Source organism: Neobacillus sp. GCM10023253, from assembly GCF_042653105.1.
GTDB classification, from domain to species: Bacteria; Bacillota; Bacilli; order Bacillales; family Cytobacillaceae; genus Neobacillus; species Neobacillus citreus.
This window is the reverse complement of sequence record NZ_JBHSHV010000008.1, coordinates 37,959-53,168: the sequence shown is the minus strand read 5'-3', so window position 1 is coordinate 53,168 and position 15,210 is coordinate 37,959. Positions and strand designations below refer to the sequence as shown.

At 34.3% G+C, this 15,210-nt stretch carries 14 protein-coding genes; all 14 read left to right on the top strand.

Annotated elements, in window-relative coordinates; all coding sequences use genetic code 11:
• Nucleotides 1-35: 35 nt before the first annotated feature.
• The 14 genes from ACFPA1_RS10815 (at nt 36) to ACFPA1_RS10750 (ending at nt 15,152) form a co-directional block, all read left to right on the top strand.
• The gene (locus tag ACFPA1_RS10815; protein WP_378582731.1) at nt 36-1,277 is read left to right on the top strand and encodes a DegT/DnrJ/EryC1/StrS family aminotransferase; all 1,242 of its coding nucleotides are present in this window, start codon (nt 36-38) and stop codon (nt 1,275-1,277) included.
• A 29-nt stretch (nt 1,278-1,306) separates the two neighbouring features.
• Complete coding sequence (locus ACFPA1_RS10810; protein ID WP_378582728.1) at nt 1,307-2,020, top strand: sugar transferase; 714 nt, start codon at nt 1,307-1,309, stop codon at nt 2,018-2,020.
• Between the two features lie 14 nt (nt 2,021-2,034).
• Nucleotides 2,035-2,934 carry an alkaline phosphatase family protein gene (locus tag ACFPA1_RS10805; RefSeq protein ID WP_378582725.1) on the top strand — a complete coding sequence of 300 codons (900 nt, stop codon included), beginning with the start codon at nt 2,035-2,037 and terminating at the stop codon, nt 2,932-2,934.
• A gap of 88 nt (nt 2,935-3,022) precedes the next feature.
• Entirely contained in the window at nt 3,023-4,036 is a 1,014-nt protein-coding gene (galE, locus tag ACFPA1_RS10800) for a UDP-glucose 4-epimerase GalE (RefSeq protein ID WP_378582723.1), read from the top strand.
• Between the two features lie 34 nt (nt 4,037-4,070).
• Nucleotides 4,071-5,351, top strand: a complete 1,281-nt coding sequence (locus tag ACFPA1_RS10795; RefSeq protein WP_378582720.1) for an O-antigen ligase family protein — start codon at nt 4,071-4,073, stop codon at nt 5,349-5,351.
• A gap of 108 nt (nt 5,352-5,459) precedes the next feature.
• Complete coding sequence (locus ACFPA1_RS10790) at nt 5,460-6,212, top strand: YveK family protein (RefSeq protein ID WP_378582717.1); 753 nt, start codon at nt 5,460-5,462, stop codon at nt 6,210-6,212.
• Nucleotides 6,202-6,888 carry a CpsD/CapB family tyrosine-protein kinase gene (locus ACFPA1_RS10785; RefSeq protein ID WP_378582714.1) on the top strand — a complete coding sequence of 229 codons (687 nt, stop codon included), beginning with the start codon at nt 6,202-6,204 and terminating at the stop codon, nt 6,886-6,888. The genes ACFPA1_RS10790 and ACFPA1_RS10785 overlap by 11 nt, the downstream gene beginning before the upstream one ends.
• Nucleotides 6,889-6,935: 47 nt before the next feature.
• Nucleotides 6,936-7,685 carry a glycosyltransferase family 2 protein gene (locus ACFPA1_RS10780; protein ID WP_378582711.1) on the top strand — a complete coding sequence of 250 codons (750 nt, stop codon included), beginning with the start codon at nt 6,936-6,938 and terminating at the stop codon, nt 7,683-7,685.
• A 12-nt stretch (nt 7,686-7,697) separates the two neighbouring features.
• Entirely contained in the window at nt 7,698-8,864 is a 1,167-nt protein-coding gene (locus ACFPA1_RS10775; RefSeq protein WP_378582709.1) for a nucleotide sugar dehydrogenase, read from the top strand.
• 170 nt (nt 8,865-9,034) lie between these two features.
• Nucleotides 9,035-9,958 carry a glycosyltransferase family 4 protein gene (locus ACFPA1_RS10770; RefSeq protein ID WP_378582707.1) on the top strand — a complete coding sequence of 308 codons (924 nt, stop codon included), beginning with the start codon at nt 9,035-9,037 and terminating at the stop codon, nt 9,956-9,958.
• A gap of 94 nt (nt 9,959-10,052) precedes the next feature.
• Nucleotides 10,053-10,988, top strand: a complete 936-nt coding sequence (locus tag ACFPA1_RS10765; protein WP_378582705.1) for a glycosyltransferase family 2 protein — start codon at nt 10,053-10,055, stop codon at nt 10,986-10,988.
• Nucleotides 10,989-11,039: 51 nt separating this feature from the next.
• Nucleotides 11,040-12,488, top strand: a complete 1,449-nt coding sequence (locus ACFPA1_RS10760; protein ID WP_378582704.1) for a hypothetical protein — start codon at nt 11,040-11,042, stop codon at nt 12,486-12,488.
• The gene (locus ACFPA1_RS10755) at nt 12,485-13,951 is read left to right on the top strand and encodes a lipopolysaccharide biosynthesis protein (protein ID WP_378582703.1); all 1,467 of its coding nucleotides are present in this window, start codon (nt 12,485-12,487) and stop codon (nt 13,949-13,951) included. The genes ACFPA1_RS10760 and ACFPA1_RS10755 overlap by 4 nt, the downstream gene beginning before the upstream one ends.
• Entirely contained in the window at nt 13,935-15,152 is a 1,218-nt protein-coding gene (locus ACFPA1_RS10750) for a hypothetical protein (RefSeq protein ID WP_378582700.1), read from the top strand. The genes ACFPA1_RS10755 and ACFPA1_RS10750 overlap by 17 nt, the downstream gene beginning before the upstream one ends.
• The last annotated feature ends 58 nt before the right edge of the window (nt 15,153-15,210 follow it).

The window sequence follows — 15,210 nt, the reverse complement described above, 5'->3', positions numbered from 1 at the left end:
ATGCGAGAACTATAGGAAAAGGGTTGATAAATATTATGAATTTGCCAATCTCTCATTCTAGAGTAACAAATGTTAAAAGAAATATTCCATTTTCACCTCCAGATATATCGGAAATAGAAATTAACGAAGTTGTCAACACATTAAAATCCGGTTGGATCACAACTGGCCCTAAGACAAAGCTTTTAGAAAATAAAATTGCGGAGTTTACCAATACCCAAATGGCTGTGTGTTTAAATTCAGCAACAGCTGGCATGGAGCTGACTTTAAGATTGTTAGGAATAGGCGAAGGCGATGAAGTCATTACTTCAGCTTATACCTATACAGCCTCTGCAAGCGTCATTCATCATGTCGGGGCAAAAATTGTCCTTGTAGACACGGCTGAAGATTCTTTTCACATGGATTATGCGCAGTTAGAAAAGGCTATTACGGCAAATACGAAGGCTATTATTCCGGTGGACATTGCTGGAATCATGTGTGATTACGAGAGGGTTTTTGAAATAGTAAATAGGAAGCAAAATCTTTTTAGGCCTGCAAATGATATCCAAGCAGCTTTTGGCAGAATCATTGTATTAGCTGACGCCGCACATTCCTTTGGTGCAACTTATAAAGGGAAAAATAGTGGGGAAGCAGCAGACTTTACTAGTTTTTCCTTTCATGCTGTCAAAAATTTTACTACTGGGGAAGGCGGGGCGGTAACCTGGCGTGACATACCCGGTATAGCCAATGAGGACATTTATAAAAAATATATGCTGTATTCTCTTCACGGTCAATCAAAGGATGCACTTGCAAAAACGAAACTGGGTGCGTGGGAGTATGATATTCTTTCACCCGCCTATAAATGTAACATGACTGATATTATGGCTTCCATTGGTTTGGGGCAAATGGAAAGGTACCCGTTAATTTTAGAAAGAAGAAGATCATTAATAGAAAAATATAATGATGGATTGCGTGATAGTGAAGTTGATGTATTAGATCATTATGGAATTGACTTTTCTTCAAGCGGGCATCTATACCTAGTTAGACTTCTTCATAAAGATAAAGAGTCTCGTAATAAAGTTGTAGAAAAATTGGCAGAGATGGGCATTGCCACGAATGTTCATTATAAACCACTTCCATTGTTTACCGCATATAAGAAAATGGGATTTCATATCAATGAATATCCAAATGCCTATAGGCAGTTTGCTAATGAAATTACACTTCCATTGCATACTTTGTTAAGCGATGAGGATGTAATTTATGTAGTTGAAAGTTTAAAGACAGCCCTGGAAGAAGTGTAAATTGGTGACAGAAGCGGGGGAACAGCTTAGTGCTAGTAAGGGAATGGGAAGATTTGCCCGATGCCATAAAAAAAGAAAGCGTAAGGAAATATTACAATACATTAAATAAGAAGCGTCTTAGTTTATTAAATAAGCGTGTATTTGATATCATACTTGCTATTCTGATTTTCATCATTCTTTCCCCTATTTTCATTATAACTAGTATTGCTATAAAGATAGATTCTAAGGGGCCTATTATGTTTCGCCAAGTAAGGGTAACGCAATATGGAAAGCAGTTCAAGATATTTAAGTTTCGAACAATGGTAAAGGATGCGGAACAGCTTGGCGGACAAATAACCACTAAAAATGATAGCCGGGTTACAAGAGTCGGAAAGATTTTAAGAAAACTCAGATTGGATGAGATTCCCCAATTATTTAATATTATTGCCGGCGATATGAGTTTTGTCGGGACAAGGCCTGAGGTTGTTAAATATGTAGAAAAATATTCAGATGAGATGATGGCAACATTGCTGCTTCCAGCAGGGGTTACCTCTAAAGCAAGTATTCACTATAAGGATGAGGAAAAACTTTTGGTTAATGCTAATGATGTTGATGAGATCTATTTAAAGGATATTTTGCCCAAGAAGATGAAATATAACTTAAGAGGTATAGAAGAATTTAGTTTTTTGGGTGAAATCAGGATTATGTTTGGAACTGTGCTAGCAGTAACTAAGAAAGAAAGAAGCAGAGAAAGAAATTTTTAGGGAGAAGGCAGTATATGAAGAAGAAATTGGCTGTTTTATTATCAGTTTTTTTTGTTTTGAGTGCGTGTACACAAGACCATTCCCAAAAACAAAATAAATCTGAGTTGCCGAAAAAAGAAACGGTTAATTCCGAGGAAAAAGAAACATCAATAGCAGGGAAATTGCCGAAAATTGATCATATTGTCATCATTGTGGAAGAAAATCATTCACAAGAGCAGATTATCGGAAACCCGTCAGCACCATATATCAATTCTTTAGCTGCAGAGGGTGCCAGCTTAACGAATAATCATGGTACCAGCCGGCCGAGCCAGCCTAATTATTTAGACCTATTCTCGGGTTCTAATCAAGGTGTTTCAAGCAACGATGTACCGGAGTCTAAATTTTCAGCCCCTAATTTAGGAAGTGAGCTTATTGAAAAGGGCTTTTCTTTTGCTGGGTATTCGGAAGACCTGCCTTCGATTGGTTTCAACGGAAAGACGAGCGGCAACTATGTCCGCAAGCATAATCCATGGGTTAATTTCAGCAATCTCCCACAAGAGACAAATCAACCGCTTGGAAATTTCCCAAAGGATTTTAGCAATCTCCCAACTGTTTCATTTATCATCCCAAATCAGCAAAATAACATGCATGATGGGTCGATTGAGCAGGCGGACAAATGGTTAAAGGAGCATATAGATTCCTATCTCCAATGGGCAAAAAGGAATAATAGTTTATTGATTGTCACTTGGGATGAAGATAATGGTTCAAAGGAAAATAAAATTCCAACCATCTTCATTGGTCCTATGGTGAAACCAGGGAAATTCAATGAGGATCTAAGCCATTTTAATCTTTTAAGAACGATAGAGGATATATACGGGTTAGGACATGCAGGGAAAAGCGATACTGTACAACCAATAATAAACATTTGGAAATAAGAGAAATGCAAAAGACGAACAGGCCTTGCCTGTTCGTCTTTTGCATTACTTTGGAATTAACACTCAAGCCAATTAGGAGTGAATATATATGTCTATACTCATTACAGGTGGAGCAGGTTATATTGGCAGCCATACATGTGTAGAACTGCTAAATGCCGGCTTTGAAATTATTGTTATAGATGATTTTTCCAACAGTAAACCGGGTTCAATAAATAGGGTAAAAGAGATTACGGGTAAAGAATATAAGTTTTACGAGATTAATATACTAAATCGTAATGCTCTTGAGGATGTCTTCTCAAGTAATCACATTGAGGGAGTCATTCATTTTGCCGGATTAAAAGCGGTTGGGGAATCGATATCCACTCCACTTCGTTACTATCATAATAATATTTCCGGGACGCTTAGCCTTTGTGAGGTAATGAATAAGTATGATGTAAAAAAGCTAGTGTTCAGCTCATCTGCAACCGTATATGGCATCCCGGAAAGGGTGCCGATTTCAGAGGATTTCCTACTTGGAGCAACAAACCCATATGGCCGCACCAAGCTAATGATAGAGGAAGTTTTGCGGGATTTATATGCTGCCGATAATAGCTGGAGCATTGCCTTGCTGCGTTATTTTAACCCTATTGGGGCACATGAAAGTGGATTGATTGGAGAAGATCCAAACGGAATTCCTAACAATTTAATGCCATTTATTACCCAAGTGGCTGCAGGGAAATTAAATGAACTGCAAGTGTTTGGTAATGACTATCCAACAATAGATGGAACAGGTGTAAGAGACTACATTCACGTAGTCGACCTTGCGGCTGGCCATTTAAAGGCACTGGAAAAATTACGATCATCTAATGGAGTTGAAGCCTATAACCTAGGAACAGGAAGGGGTTACAGTGTGTTGGAATTGCACTCAGCTTTTGAAAAGACATCCGGAAGAAAAATCCCTTATAAGATTGTTGATAAAAGACCAGGAGATATAGCAGTTTGCTATGCGGATCCACAAAAGGCAAAGAGCGAACTTGGCTGGGCTGCAAAAAGAGGAATTGAAGAAATGTGCAGAGATTCATGGAGATGGCAACAAAAGAATCCTCGTGGATATAAAGTTTAAATAAATTAACACCATTTCAGGAGGGTGTGCATTTATGGATTTTAGCCTATCAACACCACCGAAAGAGCGTATTTCCATAGTCATACTTCTGGTTTTTTCGGTTACATTAGGTGCTTATCATATAGATATTGGGTTTTCCTTGCTGCCCTACATGATGGTATGCGCTTTGATGTTTTTATATGGTTTTTTTAATTTCAAAATTCCAAAACTAAGGCCTTTCGAAATTGCCCTAATGGTTTTCTTTCTTTATTATTGTTCGACTGGGTTATTTGCAAAGTTTCCAGAAAGCAGCTTGCGTTTGATTTTGGGGGTTTGGCTTGTCTTTTTTTGTTATTTTGTCATGCGGCATATTCTTTTTAGGACAAGCATAGAAGGAATCGAAAAGGCAATTGGCAGAACCGGGATTATTTTCAATCTTTTATCATTGTTACTCTACTTTTTAGGACTTGCTATGTTAAGTTTTAATTTTTCCGGTAACGGAATTCGTCATCTGGGAGTTTTGATTGATCGCGGGTTTCCTAGATTAATTGGAACGTTTTATGATCCGAACTTTTTCTGTTTCGGGAACTTACTATTTTTTTTCTACTATCTTACACATTTGCATAAGAAAAGTTCAAAGTTCGGACTATTGTTGACTTCAATGACATTGCTCCTCACTAATTCACGTGGTGGAGGAATTGCTTTAGCAGCAGGGCTTATAGTTGTATTTTTTTCAGTGAAACCTTTGCAAAAAATCAAAATGCTGTTATTTATACCACTGTTCGCTTTCTTTATAAATTTACTTTGTAAATTTATTTTTTCTATTGACTTATACACGCTGATGATTGAACGTTTTGAAACTTCTGATAATGGCAGCGGCCGATTTGATATATGGATGCATGGATTAACGATGTTCCAAGACCATCCGTTTTTTGGAATCGGAATATTTAATTATCGATCATACAATTTGCATTTATATGGAGACGGTCACTTTATGCACAATACTTTCCTGGAGGTATTAACAGAATCAGGGGTTATTGGATTTTTGTTATACATTATCGTTTTCATAAGCATATTTTTAGAATACTTTTCAATTAGAAGGTATGGAACAAAAGCCCGATATTTATTAATGGCCTTTTTCTCCATGGTGATCCTGATGAACTCATTGTCTGTGATCGTAAATGAGTCAATGTTCTTAATCTTTGCTCTCCTTCAAAGATATTTGTTTGAGGCTGATAGAACAATATTACAAATAAAGCAAAAAAACATCTCCAAACATCAGCTTACACAACAATATTGCCATAAAAATAATTATGAATTAGAGAGTTATTATTAAAGAACTAATTAATATACTTTAGAGAAATAAGTTTAAAGTGAAATTTTTGTATTTTGGTTGTTCTTTAATAGTGATACTTTTGTTCCTTTAAAAATTTAGGAGGGCACAATGGAAGAAACGATTAGTATAAAAGAGTTGCTTAAAACTTTGCGAAAGCGGCTTATTTTAATATTGGGCATCACCTTCATGGCTGTATTAATAAGCGGGGTCGTAAGCTTCTATTTCTTAACACCAGTTTATCAAGCATCCACGCAATTGCTTGTCAATCAATCAAAAAGTGTACAAACTCCATATCAATACAGTGAAGTACAAACTAACCTTCAATTAATTAATACCTATAATGTCATTATAAAAAGCCCGGCCATCCTGGAAATTGTCATAAAGGACTTAAATTTAGATATGACGGTAAAACAATTGACTCAAAAAATCAGCGTCGGAAACGAAGAAAACTCACAAGTAGTCAACTTATCAGTTCAAGATCCAAATTTCGAAAAGGCAGCGAACATTGCGAATAAAACGGCTGAAATTTTCAAAAGTGAAATCGTTAAAATCATGAATGTGGATAATGTCAGCATTCTTACAGAAGCTGATATATCCGACCACCCTTCACCAATAAAGCCTAGGACAATGTTGATTATGGCGATTTCTTTTGCGGTTGGTCTCATGGCGGGAGTATGCATTGCGCTCCTATTAGAATTCTTTGATAACACGATTGAAAATGAGCAAGAAATCGAAAAGCTAATTGGTGTCCCTGTACTTGGTATCATCGCGACAATGGATAAATTAAACCTAAAAGATAATATGAATGCTATCAGTTCAGAGCAAAATGCAAGGTTAAGAGGTGAGACAATTGGTTCGTAGCAAAAACAAAAAACAGGCTCATTCAAATAAAAGAACATTGATTACCTTGTTAGATTCTAAATCACCGATTGCTGAGCAATATCGAATCATTCGCACGAATATCCAATTTTCCTCCGTTGACCAAGAAATAAAATCATTAATGTTAACATCTGCCGATCCAGGTGATGGAAAATCGACAACTGCGGCAAATTTAGCAGTGGCTTTTGCGCAGCAAGGAAAGAATGTGCTGCTTGTCGATGCTGACCTACGAAAACCAACGATGCAATATACCTTTAATCAGACTAATACGTTTGGGCTGACGAGTGTATTAACAAAGCAAATAAACCTGGAACAGGCAGTTGCAGAAATAGATGAAAATCTTTATCTTCTAACAAGCGGACCCATTCCGCCGAATCCTGCTGAATTACTCGGCTCAAAAGCAATGGATCATTTCTATGCAGAAGTCCTGGAATCATTTGACTTAGTGATTTTCGACACGCCTCCCGTTTTAACGGTTGCTGATGCGCAGATATTGGCCAATAAATGTGATGGAACTGTTTTGATTGTTTCTAGCCGTAAAACCGAAAAAAACCGGATCGTTAAAGCCAAGGAGCTTTTAGACGCAGCACAAAGTAAGCTGTTGGGCGTTGTGTTAAACAACAAGAAGGTTAAACAGTCAGATTATTACTATTATTAAAGTTCAAAATAATTACCACTATTTTTTAAGAGTGAGGATTAGATGCAATGAATGATTTAGTTTCAATCATAACACCTACCTATAATTGCGGTAAGTTTATCGCTGAAACGATAGAGTCGGTTAGGCAACAAACCTATCAGAACTGGGAAATGATTATTGTTGATGATTGCTCAACTGACAACACCAAAGAAATTGTAGAGGAATATATTAATCAGGACAAGCGAATTAAGTATCATTTACTTGAAAAAAATTCAGGGGCCGCTGTAGCCAGAACCAAGGCGATGGAGCTTGCGTCGGGAACATATATGGCATTTTTAGACAGTGATGATCTATGGCCTACGGAAAAACTTGAGCGGCAGCTATCCTTTATGAAAAAGAATGGCTACGATTTTACCTGTACTGAATATGAGCAGATTGATGAGAAAGGCACTCCTTTAAATAAATCAATTAAAACAAAGAACAAAACTAACTATAACGGTGTATTGCTAAGCTGTCCTGTCGGTAATTCGACAGTGATGTACAATAGTCAACATTTAGGAAAGTTCGTTGTACCTAATATAAGGAAAAGAAATGATGATGCTCTTTGGCTGCAGATATTAAAGAAAGAGAAGTACATTTATGGATTGCCTGAGAATCTGATGAAATACAGAGTAAGAAGTAATTCGATATCAAGTAATAAGTTAGACTTAGTGAAATATCACTGGTACTTATATAGAGAAATAGAAAAACTGTCAGTTATCCGGTCTTCATTTCATATATGCTGTTGGGTTTTCTTAAAAGTTTTTAAGATCAAGTAGGTGAGGATATAAATGAAAATAACAATCGCTGGGATAGGCTATGTAGGCTTATCAAATGCAATCCTATTAGCGCAGCATAACGAAGTCATTGCGTTAGATATTTTGCAAGAAAAAGTAAATTTTATTAACAATAAGAGGTCGCCAATAAATGATTATGAGATAGAAGAGTATTTGTCTACGAAAGAATTAAACCTGATAGCAACAACTGATAATTATATCGCTTATAAAGACGCAGAATATGTTATTATCTCCACCCCCACTGACTATGATCCGGATAAGAATTATTTTAATACAAGAAGTGTTGAAGCGGTTATTGCTAACGTATTAGCTATCAATCCCAAGGCGGTTATGGTCATTAAATCAACCGTACCGGTAGGCTATACGGAGAAGGTAAGAAAGAAATTTGAAACAGAAAATATTATATTCTCCCCGGAATTTTTAAGAGAAGGAAAAGCTCTTTATGATAACTTATATCCTTCAAGAATTGTTGTTGGTGAACAATCTGACAGGGCCAGGGTATTTGCAGATTTATTAGTTGAAGGTTCTTTAAAAGCCGATATCTCTGTTTTATTTACAAATTCAACAGAAGCAGAAGCTATTAAACTGTTTTCCAATACCTACTTGGCGATGAGAGTCGCTTTTTTTAATGAGCTCGATTCGTATGCAGAGGTTAGAGGATTAGAGTCAAAACAAATCATTGAAGGAGTTGGACTTGATCCTCGGATAGGGAATCATTACAATAATCCTTCTTTTGGGTATGGAGGCTATTGCCTGCCTAAAGATACAAAACAGTTACTCGCTAATTATGCAGATGTTCCAAATAATATCATGAAAGCAATTGTTGATGCGAATAGAACAAGAAAAGATCATATAGCGGACTCGATTTTGAAGAGAAATCCCAAGATTGTAGGAATCTATAGGCTGACCATGAAAATGGACTCTGATAACTTCAGGCAATCCGCCATTCAAGGTATTATGAAGCGCATTAAAGCTAAAGGAATTGAAGTCGTTGTCTATGAGCCATCTATTCATGAAGAAAAATTCTTTAATTCTAAAGTAATTAATGACTTTGAAGAATTTAAGAGAATAAGTGATGTGATTGTCGCTAACAGATTAACAAATGACCTTAAAGAAGCAGCCCATAAGGTTTATACAAGGGATTTATTTAGCAGAGATTAATAATTTAAATCTTATGTATTTAATATACGGATTGAAGAGGGTGATTCAATGTGTATAAGGTAGGGATATGTGGGCATTTTGGCGGTGATCACATATTCGTGGATGGACAGACGGTAAAAACAAAGATATTGAAAGAAGAATTGGAAGGTAGCATCGGGAAAAAGCAAGTAATGTATGTAGATACATTCAATTGGAGAAAAAAACCGCTAAAGCTGCTTCTCCAGTGTATTTTACTGCTGAAAAGGTGCGACAATATTATTATTTTACCAGCACACAATGGAGTTAAAGTATTTGTTCCAATTTTTTCAATGTTAAATAAATTGATGAGAAAAAGGATCCACTATTTTGTGGTAGGGGGATGGCTGCCATCATTGATTAATCTAAACAGATGGCTGCTAAAATTCCTTAAATTATTCGATAATATATTTGTTGAAACGGCTTTTATTAAAAATTCGCTAATTGAAAATGGATTGAACAATATTCAGGTTATGCCAAATTTTAAAAATTTGGAAATACTTGATGAGGAAAGACTTCAAAGACACTTTTCAACACCTTATAAATTATGTATTTTTTCAAGGGTTATGGAAGAGAAAGGAATCGAAGATGCGATTGAAGTTGTTACAAATATAAACTCTTCCCGCAATGGCGTAGTGTATGAACTTGATATATTTGGTCCGATTGAAAGCGAGTATGAGGACAAATTTAACCAATTAATGAAGAAGTCACCGGAATACATTAGTTATAAAGGTGTTGTTGATTTTAATCGTTCGGTTGAAGTGTTAAAAAACTATTTTTTACTCTTATTTCCAACCCGGTTTAGAACAGAGGGGCTTCCAGGCACTATTATTGATGCATATGCGGCAGGTGTTCCTGTAGTTGCCTCAAAGTGGAATTCCGCAGAGGAATTTGTTATTGAAGGAAAAACGGGGTATATTTTTGAGTTTAAAGATATTACTAGTTTTAGATTAATCTTAGAAAAGATAATAGATAAACCGGACATGATTGAAGGAATGAAAAATGAATGCTTAAAAAAGGCTGAAGATTATACACCGGAAAGTATTATTACTAGATTGTTGTCCGAATATATACACTAAATGAGATCCCCATTTTTACTAAAAAATGGGGATTATTTGCTTTTAATGATGCGTGATTTTGCTGATGAAACACAAACCAACGGGGATGTTAAAAATGAAGGAATTAATTTCAGTAATAATGAGTACCTATAATGAGAAGGAAGAGTGGCTTAAAGGCAGTATTGAATCCATTTTAAATCAAACCCATTCACACCTTGAATTCGTCATCGTATTGGATAATCCTAATAGTCTGCTGATAAAAAGAGTGGTATTTGAGTATGCAAAGAAAGATGAGCGAATTATTGTCATCGAAAATGATAAAAATATAGGACTGACTAATAGTCTTAATAAGGCCTTGGAATATTGTAAAGGCGAATATATAGCCCGAATGGATGCAGATGATGTTTCGGACCATCACAGATTAGAAAATCAATTATATTACCTAAAACAATATAATTTAGACCTTGTAGGATCTAAGATTAGGAGAATAGATGATATCGGCAGTATTATCCAAGAATCGTCAAATCATCCTGTTTCACATCATATTATTAATCGTGTTTTGAAATATGATAATTGCATTCCGCACCCAACCTGGTTAGTTAAAAAGGAAGTGTATGTTAATTTAAATGGCTATCGGAACCTGCACACGTGTGAAGATTATGATTTTCTTTTGAGATGCAAGAAAAAATTTCGGATTGGCAATTGTCATAATGTGACTTTGTCTTATCGGCTTAATCCGATTAGTATATCAAGATCGAATGCATTAAAGCAGCTTTTATCTGCTGATTTTTTGCAAAAAAATTTTAAAAACATTGAATTAATAACCCAAAGTAACATTGATCAATATGTCAAGAAAAAGACCAATATAAAAGCAATGGAAAACTTTGATAAGGCACAGATTTATTTTAAGAAAGCATTAATATGCAAGGAGAAAAACCAATTATTTAAAATGGCACTAAACCTGATATTTGCTTTTACAACATCAAAATACTTTTTTATTAAGTGTAAAAATATGTTAGCTGTTAGAATGATTAAATTAATTGAAAGGTGAAAATTAATTTTCTAGAGGAACTCTTACATTACTATACAAGGAGTTTAGAAAATGATTGGACAGATAAAGCCGCTTAACCTAGTAACAGATTACTTGATTACAAAATTACAAATATCTGAAGATGCAAGTTATGAAGTATTAGAGATTAGCGCAAATGAACTAATAAAAGCTAATCGTTTAGATTTGATTGCAAAATACATGTATATCCTTTTTAAGGAGCAAAATATAAGGTCAAATTTTGCAACGGAAGTCTACACGAAACATTTGGAAGCCTTTTCAAAGGGTTCATTTAAAGAGCCTGGCAACGATAATAAAAATAGTTTGGAAGACTATATTAACGTTTTTAATGAAATGATTGATGACATTAAGTTTTATGGATTTGATGAGAGGATTTCATACATTCCTGTTAGCAATGATATGGGGATATTAGATGGTGCTCATCGAGTAAGTTCCGCTGCTTACTTTAATCAAACTGTGAAAGCTGTAAAATTCCTGGATATTCCCTCATCAAACTATAATTATGAATATTTCAGAAACGCATTATTAGATGAAAAATATTTGGATTTTATGGTCCAAAATTATTGTAAATTAAAAAAGGATATATATGTAGCATGCTTGTGGCCCAGTGCTGCCAGTCAAAGTAAGAGAGAGCAAGCTTTTGAATTAATAAAAAAAACGTCTAAAGTTATTTATTGGAAAAATATCAACTTAACCTATAATGGGCTTCGAAATTTAATGATTCAAATTTATGGTCATCAAGATTGGATAGGCAATTATAGCAATCACTATTCGGGAGTTAACCGGAAGGTGGATTATTGTTATGGGGAAGGGAAATTCACCATTATTATCCTAGAAAACGATGATTTTGAAAGAATTCTTAAATTAAAGGAAGATATTCGCAATATTTTTAAACTGGATAAACACTCTATACACATTACCGATACCGATCGGGAAGCAGCTCAAGTAGTAGATTTATTGCTAAATGAAAATTCGGTAAATCATTTAAATAATGCTTTGCCAGATAAGTATCCAAATACAATCAAGGACATATTGGAAATCAAAAGCAAAAATGAGCATACGGAGTCGGTAATTATGTGTCCAAAGGCTACATTGGCGGTTTATGGGATTGAGGATGTTGGCGGTATATTCCAGATGGACAAATCATTAAGCTCCGATGAGATCACAAAAATTACGCAGAAGTATGACTTTTTGTATGATACGAACAATTTTTTCGTTTACGATGAGTTGAAATTTATGTCATTACCAATTGCGCTGGAATATAGCGATATCGATTCCGATAAAAAGAAACATATGATTGAAAAATATATAACAAGAGATCATGCCTTAAGAAATAAGAGGCTTTTGAAAAACAGAATTAAAATAACGATAAGAAAGAAAACAGCTAAAATTTATGACTTTTTTATTATTTTTCTAAAAAAAGTTGGTTTATTTGAAATGGCAAGGAAAATTTATAAATCAATCAGAAGGGAAAGTATATGAAAGTCAGTGGAGCGGTCCTTTCTTTTCCGAAGACTTATAATAAAATGTCAAAGCCGGTAAAAGCATCAGTCTGGTTTATGGTGGGAAGTTTTCTGCAAAAGGGAATTTCCTTTTTGACTATTCCAATATTTACAAGGTTGTTATCAACAGAAGAATACGGAATTGTAAGTGTTTATACAGCTTGGTCCAGTATTTTGGTTATCTTCGCTACTTTAAATTTGTCTGGGGGTGTATATAATCGCGGCTTATTAAAATATGAAGAAAATAAATTTACAGCTTCACTGCAAGGCCTATCGACAGTATTTGCTATAAGCCTTTTATTAATTTACTTAATATTTCATAATAGTTTTTATGAATTCACGAAATTGTCTCATACTTTGATGCTTACTATGTTAATTTGTTTTATTTTTCTTCCAGGAATTAATTTTTGGTATGTTGGCCAAAGGTTTAAATTTGAGTATAAAAATGTGATTACAGTCTCTATTTTTAGCACCATTTTAACAACTGTGGTAACAATAGCCGCCGTCTATTTCAGTGAAAACAGAGGTTTCATGAACATATTGGCTATGACTATTATGCCAGCGTTGATTGCTGTACCTTTCTATTTAAAAAACTTTTTAAAAGGAAAAAGGTTTTTTGACAAAGAAATATGGAAATATGCCTTAGTTTTTAATTTACCACTTGTTCCGCATTATCTGTCAAATTTGGTTTTAAGTCAATCAGACAGAATTATGATCAATAATCTTGCAGGCAGCAGCTATGCAGCCATTTACAGCGTTGCTTATTCAGTGGCCATGATAATGATTATTTTGTGTGATTCAATTAATGCCTCGCTTACACCTTGGAGGTATCAGAAATTGGAACAAAAGGAATATAAAGAAATAGGTGATGCATCACAAAAAATCTTGATATTAATTGGCTCAATCATTGTGTTATTCAATATCTTCGCCCCAGAAATAATAAGGTTATTTACGCCGCCCAGTTATCATGAAGCAATTTGGGTTATTCCTCCCATTATTTTAAGCGTTTACTTTATCTTCTTATATTCTTTTTTTTCGAATGTGGAGTTTTATTTTATGAAAACCAAATTTATGATGTTGGCTTCAGTAGCAGCGGCAGCTCTAAATATACTGCTTAACTATATTTTTATTCCTATTTATGGGTATCTTGCAGCGGGATATACGACTTTATTCTGCTATGTTATTTTTACTATTGCCCATTTCGGTTTTATGAAAAAGGTTTGCAAAGAGAATATTGGTGATAGCCAAATTTATGATATGAAAAAGATTTTGCTCATTACTTTAGCGATTTGTTTTTTAACGGCAGCATCAACGTTGCTGTATAACCTGATCATGGTGAAATTTATACTTTTAGCGATAATATTAATCTTAATTGTCGTTATGAGAAATAAAATTACAAATGTTATAAGAAAAGTGGTTGGGAAACGTGAAAAAGAATATTAGTGACTTTAAAGACCAAAAAAGTTCAATTCATTTATTATTTCTTTGGAATAAGCATTTAGGGAGTAAACAAAAGGTAATTAATTTGCTAGCCAATGACTTTAAAATCATAAAGATTGTAAAAATTATTTGGACTGAGAAATATAAAGTTAAAAATTATAACAGACTCTTTTCAGCTGATTTTATCAACAATAATTTTAAGATACAGGATATGGAAAATACCTTTGAGTGCATTATCTTTGAGGATAATAAAGCAAAAAGGGGATGCTATAGTGTAGACGGAACTTTTTTGACAGATTGTAATACTAATATAGTTGATTTGAAAAATAAAGTTTATCAAGATTTTAAATTTGATCAAGTGTATTTTTCTTATAATACCCCGATGACGATTCAACTGGGGTATTTGCTGTTTTCTCCACAAACTTTCATTAATATCCTAGACCATAATGACGATGAAACTTTAACAATAGAACAAGATTTAGCAGGCGCAAATGAATGGCCTAGCTTGGTAGAATTTTTTGAGGTTATGAATAATTGTTCAAAATATGTGGTTTTAAGGAATTTTGAATTCCTGCCATATGAATTTGTTGATAATGATAAAGATATTGATGTTTTAACTGATGATGTAAAAAAATTCGCGCTCCTGGCAAATGCAAGAAAAAGATCGTTTGGAACCAGCGGCTACGAAATTTGTGTCAATGGTGAATGGATCCCGCTTGATATAAGGTATATCGGAGATAACTATTACGATTCTTCGTGGGAACATGATATGCTGAACAATTCAACCTATAGCAGCAATAATATAAAATGTATTAATGATTTAGATTACTTTTTTTCTTTGCTTTATCATTGCAAGGTTCAAAAACTAGAATTTAATATTAGATATGTTGAACTATTAAATAGGTTGGCAATGAAGATTGGACTAGAGAATTATGGAAAAAACCTAATTTATGATGATGAAAAAATTTCTATTCTTTTATATAGTTATTTGAACAGTAAAAAATATGAATATGTTGAACCGATTGATAGGTCTATTACGTTAAACAGAAAATTTATCGCTAAGCTATTAAAGTATTATGAAAAAAATAAACCGGCGGAAAGGAAAGCTTTAAAATTTCTTTTGCTTTTCTATAAGCTTGTACCAAGTAATATAAAAGCACTTATACCTTCAAAATATAAGCAGCAAATGAAGAACTCAACTTAATTGGTGATGTTGGACTGCCCCCCCATTATGTATAGCTGGTGACACAGTTGTACGTAAT